Source organism: Rhodoferax saidenbachensis, assembly GCF_031457975.1.
GTDB classification, from domain to species: Bacteria; Pseudomonadota; Gammaproteobacteria; order Burkholderiales; family Burkholderiaceae_C; genus Allorhodoferax; species Allorhodoferax saidenbachensis_A.
In genome coordinates this window covers 161,588-183,450 of sequence record NZ_JAVDXO010000009.1, presented here as the reverse complement: position 1 = coordinate 183,450, position 21,863 = coordinate 161,588, and the positions used below count along the sequence as shown (strand labels likewise).

Sequence of the window (21,863 nt, the reverse complement as noted above, 5' to 3'; positions counted from 1 at the left end):
ACTCGCTCTCCTCGACCGAGACACTGTTTAGCAATGCCGCATCAAGGTGGATTGGCTGCCTGCACACTTCCGTTTGAGCGTCCGATCGCCTCGATCAAAGCATCTTTGAATGCCTCACTGCTCGTGAAGCGGTCTTCCTTTGTGTGGAACAAAGCCCTCTCGATGACTGGATATAGGTGTTCTGGGCCTTTCCAATCATCCCGTCGAACAATGCCCGTCGGATGACGGCCGCACGCCACATACCAAAACACACTGGCCAACTGGAAGACATCCGAGCCTTCGCCCATCAAATCTCCGCAGCCGAGCTGTTTGTTCAATGCCTCAGGCGACATCCAGAATGCAGGCCCAATCCGTTCGTTGTCCGCAGACAAATCAACTCCACCTACGGTCAAGTCGCACAGTCCAAAGTCACTGATGGCCCACGTCTCACCGACCACGAGAATGTTCTCTGGCTTGATATCTCGGTGCAGAGCCTTGCAATTGATTTTTGCCAATGCACGAGCCAGGCCAATAAACTGTCCTAGGTAAGTGGCGTTTGGAATTTGGTTGGGACTGCGAGCAGTCTCAGCCAAACTTGAGGCGGCAAGCGAAAGAACCACGAAAGGGATTTCATCCGCATGATTCCCGGCCTGCAGTGGCCGGCCACGAAGGTGATTCTGCTTCACCATCCTCGTCCCGTGAACTTTTCCACTCGCCACAAATGAAATGATGTGGGGATCATCCAGCTCCCTAAGCAACTGTATTTCCCTCTCGAACCGCTCTCGTCTGCGATTCCTCAATTCAACTTGAAATTTAACAGCATAACCTTCACCTGTTGACCTGTCGTAGCAAGCGTGAACCACCGCATTTCCACCAGAATTGATGTGCTCACCGACGATATAGGTTCGCCCGTCGTCACCAGTCAGAGTGTCGAGAATGGAGTAAAACGTCTGCCCACGAGCAAGAATAACAGTCTTCCCTTGGGCATTTGCAAGACCAGCCATCACTCCTCCAGACTGCCTTCGCCATCCAAATCGACGAAGTCAGCGCCCTTGATCATTTCCACTGCGCCCAATTTTTCAAGGCACGAGGCATGCGCCCATTTGGCATTTGATATCTGAAAGGCGCGAGTCCCTTGCTCCCAAAACAAGACCGATGCTGCTAGGTCCGCGGAGCTTTCCCGCACACCGCATGCGGGGCAAACAAACTCATTCACTGGCGGGCAACCGTCACCATCCGCGTTGCTGTCAACTGCAAACCTGATGTCGGATGCAATCTCCATAACGATTTGCCTCTGATCGAGATTCGCAATTGTTCCTGCGTAGGTCCCTCGCAGAATCGCCGTCAAGAAGTAAGTTCTCCAATTTCGACTCGATGCAGAGTTCGCTTGAGACACACAATAGACAGCATATTTGCTGAAAATTGGCACATCGGACGTTGGCGCAATCCCTTGATTCAAAATGGAGAGGTCTCCACGCAGTTGCGTCAAATCGTCAGGCAACACCAGCCCCTCCCCGCGTAGGGACCGAATCGCGAAGAACAGGGAGTAGAAGTCAGCCTTTTGCTTCCAGCGAGTCTTCTTTATCTGAACTCCCGAACTGAATAATTTTTCAATGTCCGACAACACGTTTGTGAATTCCACAAACACAGCTCGCTTGGCCTCGTGTTCCCAATGTCGATATTCCTTGCAGCAAACATCAATCGCATCTTTGCGGTCTGTAATCCCCATCAGAAGACCGGCCAATAGCTCCGACACATATTCGACATCCAGCGACCTGCGCCGAGCCGTTGCGGTAAAAATTCCGCAATCGTCGAAAAATTCAAGATTAGCCAAGTCGTCGGCGACATCCAGGAAATCTCCTGGATAGTCCGCCCTGCGCAGCTCCTGCTTGTTGAGAGCCACGAAGTATTTGTTAATTCGAGAGTAGACCTCTCGAAGCTCATCGTCTGACAAGCCCTTTGCCTCGTTGAAGTCGATGTCATAAGACAAGACCTCTTCTTGAACGTTTTGGTGAAGCTCGGAAAAACGCTTGCCAACAAACTCCCCGGAATAAGGGGCCGCAAGTGGGAAACCGTCCGCAAGGAAAGCAAGAATGGTTGTTATCCGCTGCTGCCCATCGATAACGGTCCTCACCGTCTTCCCATCTTTTATCGTTGAGGACACGAATATCTTCGGCATCGGAATACCATTGAGGATGCTGTCGATCAACATCATCTTCGCGGCATCGCCCCAAACTTCCTTGCGCTGATAGTCAGGTTGAAGAATCAAAATCGATTGCCGATTCCAGTCGCGAATATCTGAAATTGCATGCGTAGATGCGCGCCATTTCTTGTTCATGCCGCACCAGGACTTTCTTTGTTGTCCGATGCTATTGCCTGCACCGCCAGCGCGATGTCGTCATCTGACAGAAATGGCGCTTGCGCGAATACAAGGCCCTGCTCGCCATTGAGCTTGGCGGCCATGTGTCCGCGACCAAGCAGCAACTCGGCTCCCGGCCGGTCAAGCGCGATCTTGGATGTGGCTTCGCTGGCGACTTTCAGAATCAGGCGGTTGCCCAAGTTCTCGCGCAACTGCATCGGCATCACATCCTTGTCCGGTCGCTGGGCTGCGAAGATCAAGTGAATGCCTGCAGCCCGCGCTTTCACACCGAGCCGCTGCACTGCGGCGCCTACCGCGCCCTTGTAAGCATCGTCCAGCATCCAATCGGCAAACTCGTCATGGATTAGGAACACCATAGGCAGCCGAGCCTCTGGAGCCGCCTTCGCATTGAATGTTGCCAAGTCACGCGCGCGCGCTTGGGCAAAAGCCCGGTAGCGGTTCTCCATCTCTTGGACCAGAGCCTCCAACACCTCCTTCGAGCGCTCCTTGGTTGTGATGATGGCCTCACGCATATGTGGCAAGTCCTCCAACGCGGCGTAGTCCACCCCCATCTTCGGATCGATGAGAATGATCTGGGCCAGCTCTTGCGGATTGGTCGCTGCGATGTCCAATAGGATCGCTTGAATCAAGACCGACTTGCCGCTGCCCGTTGCACCTGCCACAAGCGAATGCGGTTCGTGTGAGGACAATCCGCCGAACTCGCCACCTAGATTCAGGTAGAGCAATGAGCCATTGATCTCCTGGAGCCCAAGGACAAACGAAGTGTTGATGCCGGCAACGTTTCGATTGAGCTGCCGCTTGGCCCACAAGTCCCAAAGCGAAACCGCCTGCCTCTTGATGCCCGCAATCGTCACAACGATCTCACCGGGCTTGGGCTGCACCGTCACCAGATTGATGGCATGAGTGGTCAGCAGTTGCGTGCGCTTGGCTTCGATATCTTCGACCCTGAGTCGATCGGAGCCTGCCAGCCGGACCAAGCAGCCATTTGGCGTCATGCGCGTACCGAGGACAGCGGCCTGCAATCCGTAGCTGTTCAGGGCAGTTTTGAGCTTCTTGGTGGTCTCCTGAGCCCAAGCCTCCCGCTCATCATCCGCCACAGACAAACCAACCTGCTTAGCGGCTATCAAAGCTGAAAGGTGGACCCCCACCTGTGCCACAGAAGTCGGAGCCACAACCTCGGATGAAGTTGCATGCGTTGAATCGGCGGGCGCAGCCACCGGATGGCTTGCCGAGGCTGGTTGAATGGGTTCAACCGACACCATCACTTCTTGCGCTTGATCCGACTGCTGGCCAATCTGTTCCAGCATCGCATGCCATGCGACACGCGCGGCGGGACGGCTGAACGCGACCGATTTCCACGGCTCCGCGCCGCCCAACAAAGCCCTGGCATCTGTTGCCCCGGCTCCGGCCGCGTAGGCCTCCACCAGTTTGCGCAGCTCCTGACGGTCAAAAACCTCCTGCCAAGCTTGAACGCCGTCTACGTTGTCGATCTCGATCTGTTCGGATGCAGATTGGGCTTGGCCCGCCTCAGCCGAATGAATGAAGACATGTGAATAACCTCGCAGCCCAATGTCCACGTCGCCTTCGCGCAGCTTCGCCCGAGCCCGTTCCAAGAGGCCTGAGAGGCCAGGTGGAATTTCAGCATCGATCAACAAATCGGCCAGACGCGAGAGCCAAACATCACGATCAAGACGGCCTGGGTCGCCAAACAGAGCCGCTCGGAAGGTGGTCAGCGTCGCCATGAGCTGCGCCTTCGAGGAGCGCCGCGCCTCCGCAGCGCCATCGGCAACAACGTATTTGGACTCGACCACAGAGATGCGCAGCCGAATCCGATCATCGACCTCTTCAACACAAAGAGCCAAGATGTCGGCGATTCGGCTTTCGCGCTGCGCCAACCAATCTGCATAGTCGTCAAGCAAGAAAAATACGCCGAATGACCGGCCGACTGCGGCTTGGGAGATGAACTCCTCAGAGACCAAATGACGGCTAAGGACAAGGCCGAGCATTTCGCCCGCGGACACGCCACGCTTGGCGGCTCGCAGGACGATGTCGCCAGATACCGACAGGGCGTCCTTCTTCATCCGCGCAGCGACCGCATCCAGCTCGTCAGCGCTGAGCGACAAGCTCAGCTCGCCGAGGCGCCTTCGAAGCAGAACGCCCAGCAACCGCAGCTCGGAAGTTGAACTCACAATCATGTTGCGTCCATTGGTGGATGCGCGTCGATATCGAACGACTGTGATGCCGTTGTGTTGCAACTGGCGCTTATCAAGCAGTTCGTCGTAGGTGGCGACCCATTCAGCCAAAGCATGCGCGTCGTTCATGGTCGAAGCCAAGGCCTCGTGCTGCAAAGAGATGCGGCGCGCTGGCAAAAATCGAGCACCCAAGGGCACATCGATTTGACGATGCACGGCGTGCACCGCGCCAACATATGCCCACCCTGACGCCGTCTGCCACGGGCACGTCAAGAACGTAGTGGACTTGAGCTCATTCTCACCAGATACGCTGCGATATGACCATCTAGAGGGGGCGTGTTCCAAACTGGGTCGGTCGTTGGTCCAGTCCACCGGGAGCCATTCTTCGGCCGCCGTGCGCGACACAACGTCATGCAGGAACGCAACGTCGAACGGTTTGAACCCACCCTCGTCTTGACCTGGCGTAGCCGACGCCGGAGTCACGGCGATTCGCAGCTTGGAAATGAAGTTGTCGGAGGTCTCGCTGACCACTGGCAAATCCGGATCGTCGCCCGCCTTGTTGACCAATTCAGCGTAGACGCGGCGCAACTTGGCCGGATCACTGTGCCTGACCGACACATTGCATTGGAAGTCATCTTCCGTTTGCAGGCCGGCAAGCTCGCGGACGGTAGCCAACGGAAGCTCCGCGGCGTCCGCGTTGTAGAGCAACACGCTGAGATTGGCCGCCTCATGGGGCTGAAGGCCGATATAGCGCTCCAATAGCTCGCGCGCCTGCTTGGCTGCGGCCGTTGGGTCGACATCGGTCATGGCATCCTCTTCGCCTCGGATTGGGCGCTCAAAAAGGCTATATCCATTGATAGTGCTGCTCTCCGAAACAAGCAGCGGCTCACTGCCGCGCTGCAGGACGGCGACCTCTGGATAGAACGGGTGAGCGAGCTCTTCGGAAAATTCCCGGAAGAAGATGTCGCGGTGCCCAAACAACACGCTGTCGCTGGTGAGCAAGTGGGTCGCTAGACCCGCGACACGGCGCGTCTTGACCGCCAGCGCCTTCATGCGCTCTGGATGCCATGGAGGAATGATGAGCGAAGGCTGCTCACCTGAGATGCGAGCCGTGCCGATTGAGAGCACCTCGGCCACCAGCTTGGCGCGGCACACGTCGCCTCGAGCATGGACCATCAGAGCATTGAGCAGCGCCGCGAACGACTCCGCTTGGCGCATGACAGCTTCGCCTTGGAGACCCGTTTCCACAAAGCCCTTCATCGCCAAGAGGTAGTCGGCCTCGAACACATCCCATGCAGCCCGGAGCTCGTCGCGCTGCTCCTTGGTTAGTCGGCCCTCATTCGCAAGCTCCTTGATCCGATCCTTGATCTCGGCTCGCAAACTACGCAGCTTGTTGGCCGGAGGGACCAGCGATCCGGCATCGCGCGAGAACGTGGCCTCCAGCGTGCCGGTATCGAGCAGCGAGACGCTTTGCACGCCACCCTTCTTGCTGACCAATCGGCGCGGAACCTCGGTGCAACCCACCGCCCCCTTTTCCAGCAGGCGACGCATATCAGACACCATCGCCAACCCGATTGACTCGGGGCGGTAACTCCACACGAGCTGGGTCTTGTCGAGTATCGTTTCGCGGTCACCATCGCGCTGCACAAGCGTCACGTCAAATTTGATTTGGACCGCATTTCGAGCCAGCGATGACACGGGTTTAAGCGTCACGCCGCGAAGCTCCTTCTCCTTGGCGAAAAACTTTTCGTAATCGAAGAGTGGATCAGGCAGATTGCCAGCGCCCATGCGCTCGACCCTCCATTCCACCCGCGCGCCCATCAGTTCCCGAAGGCCTCGATACATTGACGAGAAGTAAGACCCCACGTCATAGTTGAAACGCTCACGCCACTCTTTGCGGCCCTTGTTGACTGTGAACCGAAGGAATCGTTCGCCCGCCAAGTCGCCCGCACCAGCCAAAAGGTGGTGAGCTACGCCCGCGAAGCCATCGAGAAAGTCATTGCATTCGATGGCCTTGCCGAAAATCGCCTTCTCCCAGCGCGCATGGAGCTGCCGGGATTGCTCAATATGGCGCCTGTGCAGCTCAAAGAAGACCTTGTCGTCATCGTTCCATTCAGAGCGCTTTTCGCGGGCCTTGAGATCTTCAAGGTGGCGCTTCCATTTCTCGTCGAGAGCCTCCGCATCCTCGCAGTCGTGCTCGAAGAATTTCAGCGTGTGCTCGGCCAGGCCTTGCAGCTTTTCCTTCGGCTTGTCGAAGATGTGGCAAACACCATCGGTCTCCCATTCCAACTCCGCCACGTCGGTGGCAGGTTGGTTGTCACCCATGGGGGCATTGATGAAAGCATCCAGCGCGACGCGGGCGGCATCGGTGATGTCCGCTGCGTTGTCCGCCAAACGCTGCCGCATTTCGTCGGGATCCAGCGGCTGCCCGTTGGGACGCAACCGCAGAAGCAACGGAGCGCGATGGGCGAAGAGTTTTTCGAAGGCCTTCTTCCATGGCTTGTAAGACGTGCCATAGGTCCTCGCGCTGGAGAAAAACGAAGTGTCCCTTGGCAACCCGACCTTGGGCAGCGACCAGCCGATGGCGTCGCGAATTGGCAAACCACGCGTCGAAGACATAGCATCGGTAACGAGGGCGCAAAAGTCTCCGAGCTGCACCAGCGACAAGTCATTTGCGGAGATCAGCCCCTTGAGGGCCGACCGGAATACTTGCCGGTCATCTGGAACCGGCGCCATGCCGGCGACGTGGCATGTGGCATCGACCCAGGCCTCCTCGTTGGCGCGCAGCTCCTTGGCTCCCAATGCGGTGACGTGCCCCAAGGTGTCGGCCAGGTTGTGTTCATTGCCATTGGCGGTGAGGATCGCCTCCTTGGCGGTCTGAGCGTTATTGCGCACAAAGCCAGCGTTGTGCTGAATCAGGGCCTCGGACGGCAAGCCCTGCCCTTCGACCAACGCCTCTGGAATCATGAGATCGACGCGTGCGGCGAGGTCGTGATTGGCCAGGACAGCGCGGGCGACCGCAGCGACTTGCGAAGAGGACAGTTTGTCGAGGCGGAACAACGCCGCTGAATCCTGCGTCGAACCGTCGGCCTGCCGAGCGTCATTGAGGCGCTTGGCCAGGATGTCGGCGCCGACGCGCCCAATGATCCGATCGGTCAGCAAATTTCTTCTCCCTTGAATCCAAACGGGTTTTCCACGAATGAGCAGGAGTCGGAAAGTCGACGCACTAGCCCCAGCCCAACCAGCCGCGCTTCGAGATTGGCGCGGTTCTCGCTCAGCACTTCTTGGTCCACCTTCTTGTCGGCGACAAGGCGCGAACCTTCCGCGTCGCCGATGACGATTCCGTAGCGGCGCTTGGCTTCGGCCAGGAACTCGTCGAACTGCATCCGGTCATCGACGATGGACACCACCAGCATCTTGATGAGCCGATCGTTCGGCGCGTATCGCGTGCGCCGTGCGAGGCGCCGCGAACTAAGCCCAATGGCACGCGACCACGACGCGTGAATCTTTCCGACGTGCTGCTCGTGGCGCGAGATGGCCATGTCCACAAGCGTCTCAATCAGCTTGTCGCCTGACATTCGCGTGTAGTCCGCATCGTCGTCCGAGTCTGCCGACGGCCACTGGAACAGCTCACGCATGATGCTTGCCTGCTCCGCGTCTGGATAGTCGGACTTGGATGCCAACTCCCATTCGGGCAGCAGCCTAGCTTGCTCAATGGATGCACGAACTGCCTTGGCCGAAAGGCCTTGGTTAAGCTGGTAGCTGTCCCCAGAGAGCGCCCGAACCTTGGTTCGCTCCTTGGAGACGATTTCGCACACGAATTCCACTGGCTCGGCATCGCCAGCTTGCGCCTTAGCCTGCTCGAGGAAATACAGCAGGAGATTGAGGCCCGCCGATGCAATCAAGTGCTCCAACGCGTCATAGATCGGCATGTCCTTGGCGAGGATTGCCAACCAGTCCTCGCAAAGCTGGTCAAAGCGCGGATGGGTCGCATGAGGCAGATATCCCACATCGCGCGAATTCGAGGCCGACTGTGGCTCGCCCTGCAAGGCCCGCACTAGCCGGTTCATCGGTGCGGCGCGGTTGAAGAGGCGCTGCGAGAGCTGCGCCCCAAGCTCCGGCCCACGAGCCGCGCGGCTGAGCATCAAATAAAGCAGCTCGCCCGTGCGGGCGAAGAACCGGCGGTCGTTGCTCGCGCCGCCCGAGTCAATCCGCAAATCTTCGAACAACGCGTCAGGACCGAAGGGGAAAACGAACTTGGAGCTCCAGCGCTTGTTGCTTCGAGCTTCGAACGCCGAGGAGCGCAGCAGCTCAATTGCTTTGGCAAAGTCGTCGAAGCTGGAAAACGCCTTGCGCAGGTAGCCCATGTCCTCGTCGCCAAGCTTGGTCGCGTCTTGAGCAAACAAGGCGCTCCACTCGCGCCACTTCTCGTCGTCGGTGATAGAGCGCTCACGGATCGCCTCGACAAAAGGATTGTTGAAGAGCAAGCCGCGAAGGCGAATTTGATGCTGGGGCCGATAACGCACTTTGTCGCTTGGCGTGGCCACTAATGGACTATCGAGATTCGACCCCAGAACCCCCAGAAATTCCAGCACAGCCAAATGCGGCAATTGCTCGTCATAGAGACGGTGCCCCCAAATGTGCTCATCGACAGCGAAATCGACCCGGTCAATGTCAATGCGCTGCCTCATTCAGAAATCCTCACGGTGATAGGCCGAGAGAACCCGTGGCCGCCTTGTTCAATATCGATGAAATTCAGAGTCAGCGAGCCAATGTCGGCGCCAGCCTCCTCGTCGTCGTCCTGCTGGCTACGGCCCCGAATGAGCTCGGCCTTGCGCAGCAGCTTGGCCTTGAACGCCAGCATGTCTTCCAAACACTCGTTGGAGAAGCTGCCAGGAAGAGCGCCTTCGGCAACGCGAGAGAGGAACTCGAAGCGCACTGGAGTGAGGTCAAAGGCCACAGAATTTCCGGCGCCTTGGGCCAAAGACACGTCCAGAGAGGGACGACTCGTCTTGGCCTCGAGCTTGACGGCCATGCCGACGCCATTGAGGCGGCGCGACGGCGCCTCGGTATCGCAAAGCACGCTGACGCGCGACTGAGTGAAGCCGCCAGAACTGGCGACGAAGATGCGGTCCACGTTGTCGATCAGCAGGCCCGTCATCACGCGATTGAGCCCACGCACCAATCTGCCGCGCACGGCCTCGGCGACTGCCCTCTTGTCGAGCAGGGCTGCGCGCATCTCCAAATATTCGCCCGCGAAGCGAAATACCGTCATGGACCAGAAGGGATACCCCTCCTCGCCAGGCGGCAGCGTGAAGAACAACCTGCGCCGCTGCTCTTGCAACAGGTCCATGAAGCTAGCGGCTCCGCCGTCAATGCGGGCGGCCTCCTCCCCTTCAAGATACTTGTCCTGCGCGCTCAACAGCCTCGGAGTGGCTCCATAGATCGGGTCGCTGCCAATCAAGCGAGCGAATGCTGGCGCCAGCTTCACGTCGTCCTTGCCATAGACCAACAGGCCATCGGCGCCATTGGTGGTCTCGTCGCCTACGCCGAACGCCGCCATCGCCTTGAAGACGGGGCGGTCAGCCAGCCGTCGCTTGGGCAAGTTGGCGCCAAACGCATTGCCGTAGACGCTCGCGCGGTCCACTACCCCCTGCTCCTGAATCCACGCGACCTCCGCGCAGGACATCAGCCCGTCCTTGGCATCCCGGTGCCCCAAGATCATGTTGGCGCACAACGCGAGCAAATCTCGGACAGGCAGGTGTTGGCCGTTGAGCCGGGCGATTTCCACGAGGTCCCCAAGGCGACGACCTAGTTGCGCACTGTCGCCAGTTCCAAGAAGGCGTTGCCGGTTTTCAAAGATGGGACAGACCTTGCCGTCCGATTTCAATGAGCATCTTGCGCAGTTCTCCCATTCGGCGTGTTTGGCGACCCCCGCCACCACTTCCTCCAAGGCCATCCGGCCCACGCTCCGGCTTAGGTCGAAGACGGCGAGCCTCTCGGGTTCCTGGCCCGCCTGCAAGAAGAACTCCTGCAAAGGCTTGCGCAGGGGGTGGTTACGTCCTTGCCGGCGTCCTAGGTCACGAAGACGGTCGAGAACTTGACCGTGATTGGCGGCCAAGATAACGATTTCTGTGTCGCCCCCACCGAGCACCGACTTTTCAAGCCGGGCCAAGGGTGCATCACTTTCTTCGCCGTTGAACTCGCTTAGGTCCTTAATGAAGACGGCCAAGCGGCCATCGGCCAAGCGATGCTCTTTAATATTGCCCTTAGCAGCCCACATGCGAGGGTCTCCGCCCATGGATGTCCATAAAGCCCGGCAGTGGTAAGTCTTGCCGTCGCCGGCCGTGCCTGCAATCAGCATTGAACCTGGCTTGCCAGAAGCAACATGGGCTTTCATCGGCTCCAACATCGGTGTGCTCAACGCGATGGGCTGAACCTTGGCCCTACCCACAGCACCAGCCACGTATTCGTCGAACATCGTCAGATTGTTCGGCGTAGGCCCGTATGTGCGCAAAAAACGCACCCAAGAGCTTGATGGCGGCGCCCCAGGCTCATTGGTACTTATATTTTGTTCTGTCAATTGCTGATCCCCCTTAACACGGATAGTTTGCTATCTCGTCTTGTGCTGAATGGTAGCGCCTCACATTGAGGCGCAATTGAAAAGCAGAGGCGTCCTTCAATGCTTTTGAGTTTGCCGACTGAGGATTCTTGTCTCTCAGCGGCGCATTTCGTCATTGAATCCCGAATAGAACGATAAGTTAGCGACTGCTAACTACAGAGTTGGCTGAAAAAAGTACAGCGTTAGCTGAAACTCGACAGCACCGACACCATCTTCGGATGGCGTTTTCATTGGTGGCCTTGAAACCACCCCAAAAGCCCTTATCATTAGCACTCGTTGGGGTTGAGTGCTAACAGCACCCATCCCACAAGTTCATGTGTGCTTACCCCCGGGTGGGCACCTGTTCCCTTTCTGTTTCAAAACCTAGGAGATTCCTCATGAAACTGCGTCCTTTGGCAGACCGCGTGATCGTCAAACGCGTCGAAAGCGAAACCAAGACTGCCTCCGGCATCTACATCCCCGACAACGCTGCAGAGAAGCCTGACCAAGGCGAAGTGCTGGCTGTAGGCCCCGGCAAGACCAACGACAAGGGCGAAACCAAGGCTTTGACCGTCAAGGTCGGCGACCGCGTGCTGTTCGGCAAGTACTCCGGCCAGACCGTCAAGGTTGACGGTGACGAGCTGTTGGTCATGAAGGAAGACGACCTGTTCGCAGTCGTTGAATCCAAGTAATCACTATCAAATCAATAGCTGGTCGCGCAATATCCACGCGGGCTGGCGGTTCATTTAACCTTTATTAGGAGCCTATCATGGCAGCAAAAGACGTAATTTTCGGCGGCGAAGCCCGCGCACGCATGGTTGAAGGCGTGAACATTTTGGCCAACGCGGTCAAAGTGACCCTGGGCCCCAAGGGCCGTAACGTGGTTCTGGAGCGTTCTTTCGGCGCCCCTACCGTGACCAAGGACGGTGTGTCCGTGGCCAAGGAAATCGAACTCAAAGACAAGCTGCAAAACATGGGCGCGCAGATGGTCAAGGAAGTGGCTTCCAAGACGTCTGACAACGCAGGCGACGGCACAACAACCGCTACCGTCCTGGCCCAAGCCATCGTGCGCGAAGGCATGAAGTACGTGGCCGCCGGCATGAACCCCATGGACCTGAAGCGCGGTATCGACAAGGCCGTGTCGGCCCTGATCGACGAGCTGAAGAAGGCGTCCAAGGCCACCACCACGTCCAAAGAGATCGCCCAAGTGGGTTCCATCTCCGCCAACTCTGACTCCAGCATTGGCGAAATCATCGCCAACGCGATGGACAAAGTGGGCAAAGAAGGCGTGATCACCGTGGAAGACGGCAAGTCCCTGCAAAACGAACTGGATGTCGTTGAAGGCATGCAATTCGACCGCGGCTACCTGTCTCCCTACTTCATCAACAACCCCGAAAAGCAAGCTGCCTTGCTGGACAACCCGTTTGTTCTGTTGTTCGACAAGAAGATCAGCAACATCCGTGACCTGCTGCCTACCCTGGAACAAGTCGCCAAGGCTGGCCGTCCCCTGCTGATCATTGCTGAAGATGTCGAAGGCGAAGCCCTGGCAACTTTGGTGGTGAACACCATCCGCGGCATCCTGAAGGTGGTGGCGGTGAAGGCTCCTGGCTTCGGCGACCGCCGCAAGGCCATGCTGGAAGACATCGCCATCCTGACCGGTGGCAAGGTCATCGCTGAAGAAGTGGGCCTGACCCTGGAAAAAGTGACTTTGGCTGACCTGGGTTCCGCCAAGCGCGTGGAAGTGGGCAAGGAAAACACCATCATCATCGACGGCGCCGGCGCTGCTGCTGACATCGAAGCCCGCGTGAAGCAAGTGCGCGTGCAAATCGAAGAAGCGACTTCCGACTACGACCGTGAAAAACTGCAAGAGCGCGTGGCCAAGTTGGCTGGCGGTGTTGCCGTGATCAAGGTGGGCGCTGCCACCGAAGTCGAAATGAAGGAAAAGAAAGCCCGTGTGGAAGATGCTCTGCACGCTACCCGCGCTGCCGTGGAAGAAGGCATTGTGGCTGGTGGTGGTGTGGCTCTGCTGCGCGCCAAGCAAGCTGCTGGCGCCATCAAGGGCGACAACGCTGACCAGGAAGCCGGTATCAAGCTGGTGTTGAAGGCTATCGAAGCGCCCCTGCGCGAGATCGTGTTCAACGGCGGCGGCGAAGCTTCCGTGGTGGTGGCTGCTGTGTTGGCCGGCAAGGGCAACTACGGCTACAACGCTGCGAACGAAACCTACGGCGACATGATCGAAATGGGTATCCTGGACCCCACCAAGGTGACACGTACTGCGCTGCAGAACGCGGCATCCGTGGCATCCCTGATGCTCACCACCGAGTGCATGGTTGCTGAAGCCCCCAAGGAAGACGCTGCTGGCGGCGGTATGCCTGATATGGGTGGTATGGGCGGCATGGGCGGCATGGGCATGTAATTGCCCCTTGCCTGAGGGTGCAAGCCCTCTTGCAGCCAATAAAAAGCCCCGCAAGGTTTTGCCTTGCAGGGCTTTTTTACGTTTGCTTCACTATGTTTTTAATAGCTGCTGGCGCAATGGATACGGGGGCTAGAGGCCAATTTCTCTTAAACCTACGGCCTGCAGCTCTTGCGTGACCTGGGTGGCATTCTTGAAGTGGATGCCGTGCCAGCCCTGCGCCTGGGCAGCCTCGATGTTGCCCAGCAGATCGTCGATGAACACGGTCTTGGCGGGGTCCAGCGCGTAGCGGCTTTGCAGCAGCTGGTAGATGGCGGGCTCGGGTTTGATGAGCAGCACATCGCCCGAAAAAATACCCCCGTCGAAGTTCAACAGAAACGGATGCAGGTGCTCCAGCGTACGCGCGTAGGGCACGGGCATGTTGGACAGGAAGTAGAGGTGCAGCGGCTCGGCACCGCTGGCCTGCTGCTGGGTGCGCAGCGCGTCCAGCCGGTTCAGCAGCGCGATCGACTCGGGCAGGGGCACCAAGCGTTCGCCAATGCTCTCGACCAGCTTCGTCAGCGCCGCCCGGTCCAGCCCCAGGCGGGCCACGGTGCGGTCAATCACCTCGGGCATGGAGACCGCACCGCGATCAAACCCCTGCCAGTCGGGGTGACCAAACACCTCGTGCGCCAGATGACCGGCCAATGCCGACGTGGACGCGCGGTCCGGGAAACATTCGGCCACCAGATCCACCGGGCGCCAGGTGAACAGCACCGCGCCAAAGTCAAACACCACGTTCATGCGTCAGGTCTTTCGATTTTCAGATTCTTCAGGGCACGCCGCAATGGGGCGGCCAGCTTGGCGGGTTGGGTTTGGGTGATGCGCACCTGTGGCGTGCCGTGCCAGTCCGCACTGCGCTGGATGGCCTGGGCCACGTCGGCGATGTGTTCGTCACTCCACACCAACCCGGGCTGGACATGGAGGCCGCGCACCTCGAACACCCCCTCGGCCCGGTGCGCCTTGGCGTCCAACCGGCCGATCAGTTCACCCCGGCACAGGATGGGCAGCACAAAGTAGCCGTACACGCGCTTCTCTTCGGGCGTGTAGCACTCCAGCCGGTAGTCAAAGTCAAACAGCGTGGAGCCGCGTTCACGGTCCCACACCACGGGGTCGAACGGCGAGAGCAGCGCGGTATGCGTGGCCTGCAGCTTGCCGGCGCGGGCTTTTTTCAGCAGCGCAGTATGGCTGGCGTGTACATAGCCGGGTGCATCCCAGCCCTCTACCGCCACGCGCTGCACGCTGCCGGCGTCCACCAGCGCATCCAGGTCCACATCCTTGAGGCGCGGCTTGGTGCGGAAATAGTCGTTCACCCAACGCGCCTGGGTGATGCCCAGCGCCGTGATGGCTTTCTCCATCAACTGGGCATGCAGCGTGGCCTCGCTGGTCGGGGCCACGGGCTGCAGCAGCTGCGGCGCCACGCGCTCGCTCAGGTCATAGACGCGGTGGAAATTCTCGCGCCGCGCAATCATCAGCTCGCCCAGCGCGAACAGGGCTTCCAGCCAGCGCTTCTCGTCCTTCCAGCCCCACCAAGGGCCGCCCTTGCCTTCGGGCCGCTCAAAGTCGGATGACTTCACGGGTCCATTGGCACGGATGTGCTCCAGCAGCTTGTCCAAGTGCGGGCGCTGCGCTGCATGGCTTTGTGCGGCTTTGGCCAGGCCCCAATGACGGCGCGTGTGGCGGTTGTAGCTGCGGTGGATGTGCAGATCGTCCACATGCGCAAAGCAGGCCTCATGCGCCCAGGTTTCAAATACCTTGGCGGCCGCCAGCGTGTCCTCCAGCCATTCACGCGGGTAATCGCCCAAGCGGGAATGCAAAACGAGGTAAGGACTGCGCGACACCACATGGATGGTGTCGATCTGCAGCAGCGCCATGCGCTGGATGCAAGACGCCACATCGGCCCGCTTGGCCGCCCGCGCGGGCGGCTGCAGCAAACCCTGCGCTGCGAGGTGCAGCGCGCGGGCTTGGTGCAGGCTCAGAGTGGACAAACTCAGGCGCGCAAACGGGCCAGCAGGCCCGCAGTGGAGCCGTCCAGCCCGGTGGTGTCGCCACTGGCCAGGCGCGGCTCAATTTCCTTGGCCAGCACCTTGCCCAGCTCCACACCCCACTGGTCAAAGCTGTTGATGCCCCACAGGCTGCCGCTGACAAACACGCGGTGCTCCTGCAGCGCAATCAGCGCGCCCAATGCAGCGGGAGTCAGGTCGTCCAGCAACAGGAATGTGCTGGGGCGGTTGCCAGTGAAATGCTTGTGGCCGCCCGCATCGCTCTTGCCCTGCAACAGAGCCTGGGCTTGTGCCAGCACATTGGCCAGCAGCAGCGGCTGGTGGCCCTTGAGGTCGTGGCGCGCCTTCTTCACGGCGATGAACTCCATGGGCACCACATCGGTCCCTTGGTGCAGCATCTGGAAGTAGGCGTGCTGGCCATTGGTACCGGGCTCGCCCCACAGCACGGGCGAGGTACCAAACGGCAGCGCTTCGCCAGAGGCGTCCACACGCTTGCCATTGCTCTCCATCTCCAACTGCTGCAGATAGGCCGGCACGCGGCGCAGCGCGCTGTGGTACGGCGCAATGCTGCGGCTGGTGAAGCCGTGGAAGTTGCGGTACCAGACGTCCAGCAGGCCCAGGCGCACGGGGAGGTTGCTCTCCAGCGGCGCGGTGCGGAAATGCTCGTCCATGGCATGCGCACCCGCCAGGAATTCGCGGAAGCCCGCAGCACCAATGGCGATGGCCAGCGGCAGGCCAATGGCCGACCACATGGAGTAACGACCGCCCACCCAGTCCCAGAAGCCAAAGGTGGTGGTGATGCCAAAGGCGTTGGCCGCCGGCACATTGGTGGTCAGCGCGGCAAAGTGGCGCGCAATGTCGGTGCCACCCTGCGCCTCGAACCAGGCCTTGGCCGAAGCGGCGTTGGTCATGGTTTCGATGGTGGTGAAGGTCTTGCTGGCGATCAAAAAGACCGTGCTCTCCACCTTGAGGTGCGGCAGCTTGGCGGCCAACTCGTGGCCGTCCACATTGCTCACAAAGTGCAGGCGTTTGCCGGTGGTGGCAAAGGCATCCAGCGCCAGCACGGCCATTTGCGGGCCCAGGTCGGAGCCGCCAATGCCAATGTTCACCACGTCGGTGATGGCCTTGTCGGCACGCACCTTCTCGGCGTAGGCCAGCATGGCGTCCAGCGTGGCATGCACCTTGGCCTGCTCACCCGCTACAAATTCCGTAGCTGCTCCCGCATAGTTGACGGGGGCTCCAGGCGGATTACGCAACAAAACGTGCCACACCTCGCGCTGTTCGGTGTTGTTGATCTTCTGGCCCGCGAACATGGCGTCGCGGTGTTCCAGCACGCCGCTTTGGCGTGCCAGGTCCATCAACAAGGCTTCGGTCGCGGCGTCAATGCGATTCTTCGACAAGTCGGCAAACACATAGGGCGCCTCCTGGCTGAAGCGGCCAAAGCGCTGGGCGTCGGCCTTGAAGGCCTCGCGCACATCAAGCGCCTTGCCGGTGGCGTCATAGGCGGCTTGCAGAGCGCCCCACGCGGGCGTGCGGTCACAACGGATACGTGCCATGGTGCGCCCCCCTTACGCTGCCAGCAGCAGTTGTTCCAGCTTCACAGCGTCCACGCAGAAGGCGCGGATACCTTCGGCCAACTTCTCGGTCGCCATGGCGTCGTTATTCAGCGCCAAGCGGAAGCTGGCTTCGTCATAGCTCACATGTTCCAGCGCCAGGTCCTTGGCCGTGTCGGCGTTCAGTGCCTGGGTCAGCGGTGCGTCGGTGGCTGCCAGAATCGCCAGCAGGTCGGGGCTGATGGTCAGCAGGTCGCAACCCGCCAAGGCGGTGATCTGGCCCACATTGCGGAAGCTCGCACCCATGACTTCGGTTTTGATACCGAACTTCTTGTAGTAGTTGTAGATCTGCGCCACGGACTTCACGCCGGGGTCATTGGCCAGCGCGTTGTCAGCTTCCACCCAGGCGGCGCCGGCAGACTTTTTGTACCAGTCGTAAATACGACCGACAAACGGGGAAATCAGTTGCACCTTGGCCTGGCCGCAGGCAACCGCCTGACAGAACGCGAACAACAACGTCAGGTTGGTGCGAATGCCCTTGCGCTCCAGTTGCTCGGCGGCCTTGATGCCTTCCCAGGTGGAGGCGACCTTGATCAGCACGCGGTCCGAATGGATGCCTTGCGCCTGGTACAACTCGATCAGACGCTCGCCGCGCGCCACGGTGGCGTTGGTGTCAAAGCTCAGACGGGCGTCCACTTCGGTGGACACGCGACCGGGAATGATGGAGAGGATTTCGCAGCCAAAACGCACCAGCAGGCGGTCCACGATCTCATCCATGGGACGGCCACGGAACTGGTTCACCGTGTCTTTCACCAAGGGGGCGTAGTCGGCCTTTTGCACGGCCTTCAGGATCAGCGAGGGGTTGGTGGTCGCGTCTTGGGGCTTGAAGGCGTCCAGTTGCTTGAAGTCGCCGGTGTCAGCCACCACGGTGGTGAATTGTTTGAGTGCGTCGAGTTGGTTCATGGAGGGCGCGGGCCAAAGGCCAAGTTGAAGACGTAAGGGTAAACCAGCAACGTGTTGTGGTTTGTCCCCTTGAATTATCAATGAAACAAAGTTACATTACAACGTCATCTTTCATGTAACTCTTAAACGTACCACCTGTCTTATGAGCTTTGATCTAGTCATGTTTGGCGGCACCGGCGATTTGGCCTGGCGCAAGTTGATGCCCGCACTGTTCCAGGCGTTTCGCCACGGCTCCCTGCCAGAAGGTGGACGCATCATCGGCGTGGGCCGTGACAACCTCAGCCACGAGCAATACCGCGCACTGATCCAGTCCCGCTTTGAAAAAGTGGAGCTGGCCAAGCGCCCCAGCGCCGAAGAGTTCGCCCGCTTTGCCGCCATCCTCGAATTCCAGCGCATGGACCTGTCCAAGCCCGACGACTATGCAGCACTGGCCGAGACGCTAAACACGCGCAACGCCGACAGCGTGGTGATCTACGTGGCCACTGCGCCCAGCCTGTTTACCAATGTGTGCGAACAGTTGGCTGCTGCCGGCCTGAACACCCCCAAGACCCGCGTGGTGCTGGAAAAACCGCTGGGCCATGACCTGGCATCGAACCGCGCAATCAACCAGACCGTGCGCCAGTTCTTTGAAGAAAAGCAGATCTTCCGCATCGACCACTACCTGGGCAAGCCCTCGGTACAAAACCTGTTTGCCATGCGCTTTGGCAATGCCCTGTTTGAACCCCTGTGGCGCCGTGAGCACATCGCCAACATCCAGATCACCATCGCCGAAGACCTGGGCGTGGAGAGCCGTGGTGCGTTTTACGAGACAACGGGCGCCCTGCGCGACATGGTGCAAAACCACGCGCTGCAACTGCTGTGCGCGATTGCCATGGAACCCCCGATCAACTCGCATGCCGATGCCATCCGCGACGAGAAGCTCAAGGTGCTGCGCTCGCTCAAACCCTGGACCGCAGAGACACTCAAGCAGGACGTGGTGCGCGGCCAGTATTCTGCAGGCACCAGCGGCGGCAACAAGGTGCCAGGCTACCGCGAAGAAACCGGTGTTGACCCCAAGAGCAACACCGAAACCTTTGTCGCCCTGCGCACCGAGATCGCCAACTGGCGCTGGGCCGGTGTGCCTTTTTATATCCGCACCGGCAAGCGCCTGGCGGGCCGCGATGCGCGCATCGTCATCAACTTCCGCCCCACGCCCCACGCCATCTATGACTCCAATGAAGGCGCGGCAAACCGCCTGATCATCAACCTGCAGCCCAAGGATGGCTTGGAGCTGCACTTGCTGGCCCAGGGCCAGGAAAACCGGCAGTCCCGCGCTGCGGCATCGCAAACGCTAGCGCCCGTGCAACTGGACCTGGACTTTGACAAACGCTTCGGTTCCGAGCGCGTGGGGGCTTACGAGCGCTTGCTGCTGGACGTGATTGACGGTCGCCTGAACCTGTTTGTGCGCAGCGACGAGCAGGAAGAGGCCTGGCGTTGGGTCGAGCCCATGCTGGAACACTGGGCGGCAGACACACAGGGCCCACGCCTGTACGCCGCTGGTACCTGGGGGCCGAGCGCCTCCAGCGCCATGATTGCACGCGACGGCTTCTGCTGGAGCGAAGAAAGCTAAAACCTATGTTGGACCGAATCAAAGCCTCGCTGCCATCCCTTGCACCCGCCGAACAGCGGGTGGGCAAACTCTGCCTGGCAGACCCTCGCGCGTTTGCCAAGCTGCCCGTCAGCGAATTGGCCGACCGCGCGCATGTGAGCAAACCCACGGTGGTGCGGTTTTGCCGCAGCGTGGGCTATGACGGTCTCTCAGATTTCAAGCTGAAACTCGCGGGTACGGTGAACGAAGGCGTCCCCTTTATCCACCGCAGCGTGGACGCCGACGACAAAACCGGCGATGTGATGGTCAAGGTCATCGACAACACCGTGGCCGCCTTCCTCAAGTACCGCAACGACGCCTCCACCCTGGCCATTGAAAAGGCCGTATTAGCGCTGGTAGACGCCTACAGCGCAGGCCGGCAAATCCAGTTCTTCGGTGTGGGCAATTCCGGCATCGTGGCGCAAGACGCGCAACATAAGTTCTTCCGCCTGGGCATCAACACCACCGCCTACAGCGATGGACACATGCAGGTCATGAGTGCCTCCATCCTGGGACCGGGCGACTGTGTGGTCGTCATCAGCAATTCCGGCCGCACCCGTGACCTGATGGATGCCTGCGACATCGCCCGCAAAAACGGCGCCACCACCATCGTCATCACCGCCAGCGGCTCTCCCCTGGCCAGTGCTGGGCATATTCACCTCAGTGCAGACCATCCCGAAGGCTTCGACCGCTACAGCCCCATGGTCTCCCGCCTACTGCACCTGATGATCATCGACATCCTCGCCACCTGCGTGGCCCTGCGCATCGGTAGTAATAAGCTGCAACCCCTGCTGCGTGAGATGAAACACAACTTGCGGAACAAGCGGTATGCCTAAGCGAACTTAGGCCTTGCGCCTCTGACTACGGCATCACTGGGCAACCATCCAAACAAAAAGCCCGCTGTATTACTACAGCAGGCTTTTATAGTTAAACCATATACTGGCCTACGCCAGCGCCATGATTAGAAGGAGTGGGAAACCAGCAGGTTGGTTTCGCTGCTTCGGTCTCTTCCAATAGCCGACAGCCAATTGGCATAGTTTGCAATCAAACTGGTGCGCTTGCTCAGAGCGTAAGTTGCAGACAATCCATAGCCGTTACGAGTCTGGTCCAGCGCGCCGGCAGATGCCGATATGCCAGTCTGCGCGACAGAACCACTAAATGTTTCAGTAGCGAAGTTTGCACCCAAGGTAAAGGCGCCGATAGGCACCGAAACAGCTACCAAAGCATCCGTCAATGTTGCACCGCCAGTCGTGGTCAAAACAGACAGACCACCACCCAATTTGGCAGCACCAAAATCATACGAAGCCGCAGTACGAATCACATCTTTGTACGACGTGTTCACATTGTCGGTGCGACCGTCATATACCACATAGTTCAAGTTTGCAATCAAAGCACCACCCACGTAAGTAGCAGCCCAGCTATTGGCGCGTTGTCCGGTCGTTCCAGCAGCTCCAGCACCGCCAACACCCAAACCACTACCTACGCCTACGGTTGTAGAAGAGCTGACCGAAGCCTGTTCAGTATGCAGGAAACCCAAATAAACAGAACCGAGTTTGGTGTCAAAACCTAAGCCCTCTTTCAAAGTGCGGGATGGGAAAACTTTGTTATCCATACCCACGCCGCCAACGCCAGAAATACCGCCGGACAGGTAGTCAACAGGCTTGTAGCTTTGCAGGGTCAAACGACCGACACCCGTAGTCAACTTCAAGGATGTATCACCACCATTGACGCCAGCGCGGTTAACACCATCGAAACTCATTTCCGCAACCACGCTCATGCCACCACCCAAATCCTCTTTGGCATTGAATGTAATCAACGATGTATCAATACCCAAGCCGGAAGAATCGCCAACTGCGTTGCCACCCGAGCCACCGGCGATGGCTTGGGTAACGTTTTGCACTGCTTGTTGCCCAGCAGCACCGGCATTAGGGGCCTGGTAGCTAGACTTGTAGCCCGTGATTAAGCTGCCAGTAATCGTAGCTTGCGCGAACGACGCGCCCGTTGCAGCCAAAGCAGCCAGGGCGATGAGTGTTTTTTTCATTTGGTATGTCTCTTCAATTTGAGTTAGGTAGTTGGTCAATAGCCTTTTGACCAACGGATACTTCTTAATTCA

At 59.1% G+C, this 21,863-nt stretch carries 14 protein-coding genes; 4 read left to right on the top strand and 10 right to left on the bottom strand.

Annotated elements, in window-relative coordinates:
• Nucleotides 1-41: 41 nt before the first annotated feature.
• From J2X15_RS17510 to J2X15_RS17490, 5 genes are read right to left on the bottom strand one after another with little or no spacing between them, the layout of a single operon-like run.
• Nucleotides 42-983, bottom strand: coding sequence for a protein kinase domain-containing protein (locus J2X15_RS17510; RefSeq protein WP_310345192.1), 942 nt, complete (start codon nucleotides 981-983; stop codon nucleotides 42-44).
• Nucleotides 983-2,317 carry a DUF262 domain-containing protein gene (locus J2X15_RS17505; RefSeq protein WP_310345191.1) on the bottom strand — a complete coding sequence of 445 codons (1,335 nt, stop codon included), beginning with the start codon at nucleotides 2,315-2,317 and terminating at the stop codon, nucleotides 983-985. The genes J2X15_RS17510 and J2X15_RS17505 overlap by 1 nt, the downstream gene beginning before the upstream one ends.
• The gene (locus tag J2X15_RS17500) at nucleotides 2,314-7,713 is read right to left on the bottom strand and encodes an FtsK/SpoIIIE domain-containing protein (RefSeq protein WP_310345190.1); all 5,400 of its coding nucleotides are present in this window, start codon (nucleotides 7,711-7,713) and stop codon (nucleotides 2,314-2,316) included. The genes J2X15_RS17505 and J2X15_RS17500 overlap by 4 nt, the downstream gene beginning before the upstream one ends.
• Nucleotides 7,707-9,242: a hypothetical protein gene (locus J2X15_RS17495; RefSeq protein WP_310345188.1), complete on the bottom strand. Its 1,536-nt coding sequence runs from the start codon at nucleotides 9,240-9,242 to the stop codon at nucleotides 7,707-7,709. Before J2X15_RS17495 ends, J2X15_RS17500 begins: the two co-directional genes overlap by 7 nt.
• A complete protein-coding gene (locus J2X15_RS17490) occupies nucleotides 9,239-11,032 on the bottom strand; it encodes a hypothetical protein (RefSeq protein ID WP_310345185.1) in 1,794 nt (597 codons plus the stop codon). Before J2X15_RS17490 ends, J2X15_RS17495 begins: the two co-directional genes overlap by 4 nt.
• A gap of 518 nt (nucleotides 11,033-11,550) precedes the next feature.
• Between J2X15_RS17490 and groES the strand changes: the two genes are divergently transcribed.
• Together groES and groL are read left to right on the top strand one after the other, a co-directional pair.
• The gene (gene groES, locus J2X15_RS17485; protein WP_094477374.1) at nucleotides 11,551-11,844 is read left to right on the top strand and encodes a co-chaperone GroES; all 294 of its coding nucleotides are present in this window, start codon (nucleotides 11,551-11,553) and stop codon (nucleotides 11,842-11,844) included.
• Between the two features lie 77 nt (nucleotides 11,845-11,921).
• Nucleotides 11,922-13,568, top strand: coding sequence for a chaperonin GroEL (gene groL, locus J2X15_RS17480; protein ID WP_310345179.1), 1,647 nt, complete (start codon nucleotides 11,922-11,924; stop codon nucleotides 13,566-13,568).
• A 129-nt stretch (nucleotides 13,569-13,697) separates the two neighbouring features.
• Here the strand turns inward: groL and J2X15_RS17475 are convergent, their stop codons facing one another.
• The 4 genes from J2X15_RS17475 to tal are packed head-to-tail and all read right to left on the bottom strand — an operon-like array spanning nucleotide 13,698 to nucleotide 18,123.
• Complete coding sequence (locus tag J2X15_RS17475; RefSeq protein WP_310345177.1) at nucleotides 13,698-14,348, bottom strand: HAD family hydrolase; 651 nt, start codon at nucleotides 14,346-14,348, stop codon at nucleotides 13,698-13,700.
• Nucleotides 14,345-15,592, bottom strand: a complete 1,248-nt coding sequence (locus tag J2X15_RS17470) for a winged helix-turn-helix domain-containing protein (protein WP_310345175.1) — start codon at nucleotides 15,590-15,592, stop codon at nucleotides 14,345-14,347. The genes J2X15_RS17475 and J2X15_RS17470 overlap by 4 nt, the downstream gene beginning before the upstream one ends.
• Nucleotides 15,593-15,594: 2 nt before the next feature.
• Nucleotides 15,595-17,163, bottom strand: coding sequence for a glucose-6-phosphate isomerase (pgi, locus tag J2X15_RS17465; protein WP_310345172.1), 1,569 nt, complete (start codon nucleotides 17,161-17,163; stop codon nucleotides 15,595-15,597).
• A 12-nt stretch (nucleotides 17,164-17,175) separates the two neighbouring features.
• Nucleotides 17,176-18,123 carry a transaldolase gene (gene tal / locus J2X15_RS17460; protein WP_310345169.1) on the bottom strand — a complete coding sequence of 316 codons (948 nt, stop codon included), beginning with the start codon at nucleotides 18,121-18,123 and terminating at the stop codon, nucleotides 17,176-17,178.
• A gap of 142 nt (nucleotides 18,124-18,265) precedes the next feature.
• Between tal and zwf the strand changes: the two genes are divergently transcribed.
• Complete coding sequence (gene zwf / locus J2X15_RS17455; RefSeq protein ID WP_310345166.1) at nucleotides 18,266-19,732, top strand: glucose-6-phosphate dehydrogenase; 1,467 nt, start codon at nucleotides 18,266-18,268, stop codon at nucleotides 19,730-19,732.
• A 5-nt stretch (nucleotides 19,733-19,737) separates the two neighbouring features.
• Nucleotides 19,738-20,586: a MurR/RpiR family transcriptional regulator gene (locus J2X15_RS17450; protein WP_310345163.1), complete on the top strand. Its 849-nt coding sequence runs from the start codon at nucleotides 19,738-19,740 to the stop codon at nucleotides 20,584-20,586.
• A gap of 125 nt (nucleotides 20,587-20,711) precedes the next feature.
• On the opposite strand, the gene J2X15_RS17445 is transcribed toward J2X15_RS17450, so the two are convergent.
• Entirely contained in the window at nucleotides 20,712-21,791 is a 1,080-nt protein-coding gene (locus tag J2X15_RS17445; RefSeq protein WP_310345160.1) for a porin, read from the bottom strand.
• Nucleotides 21,792-21,863 lie beyond the last annotated feature (72 nt).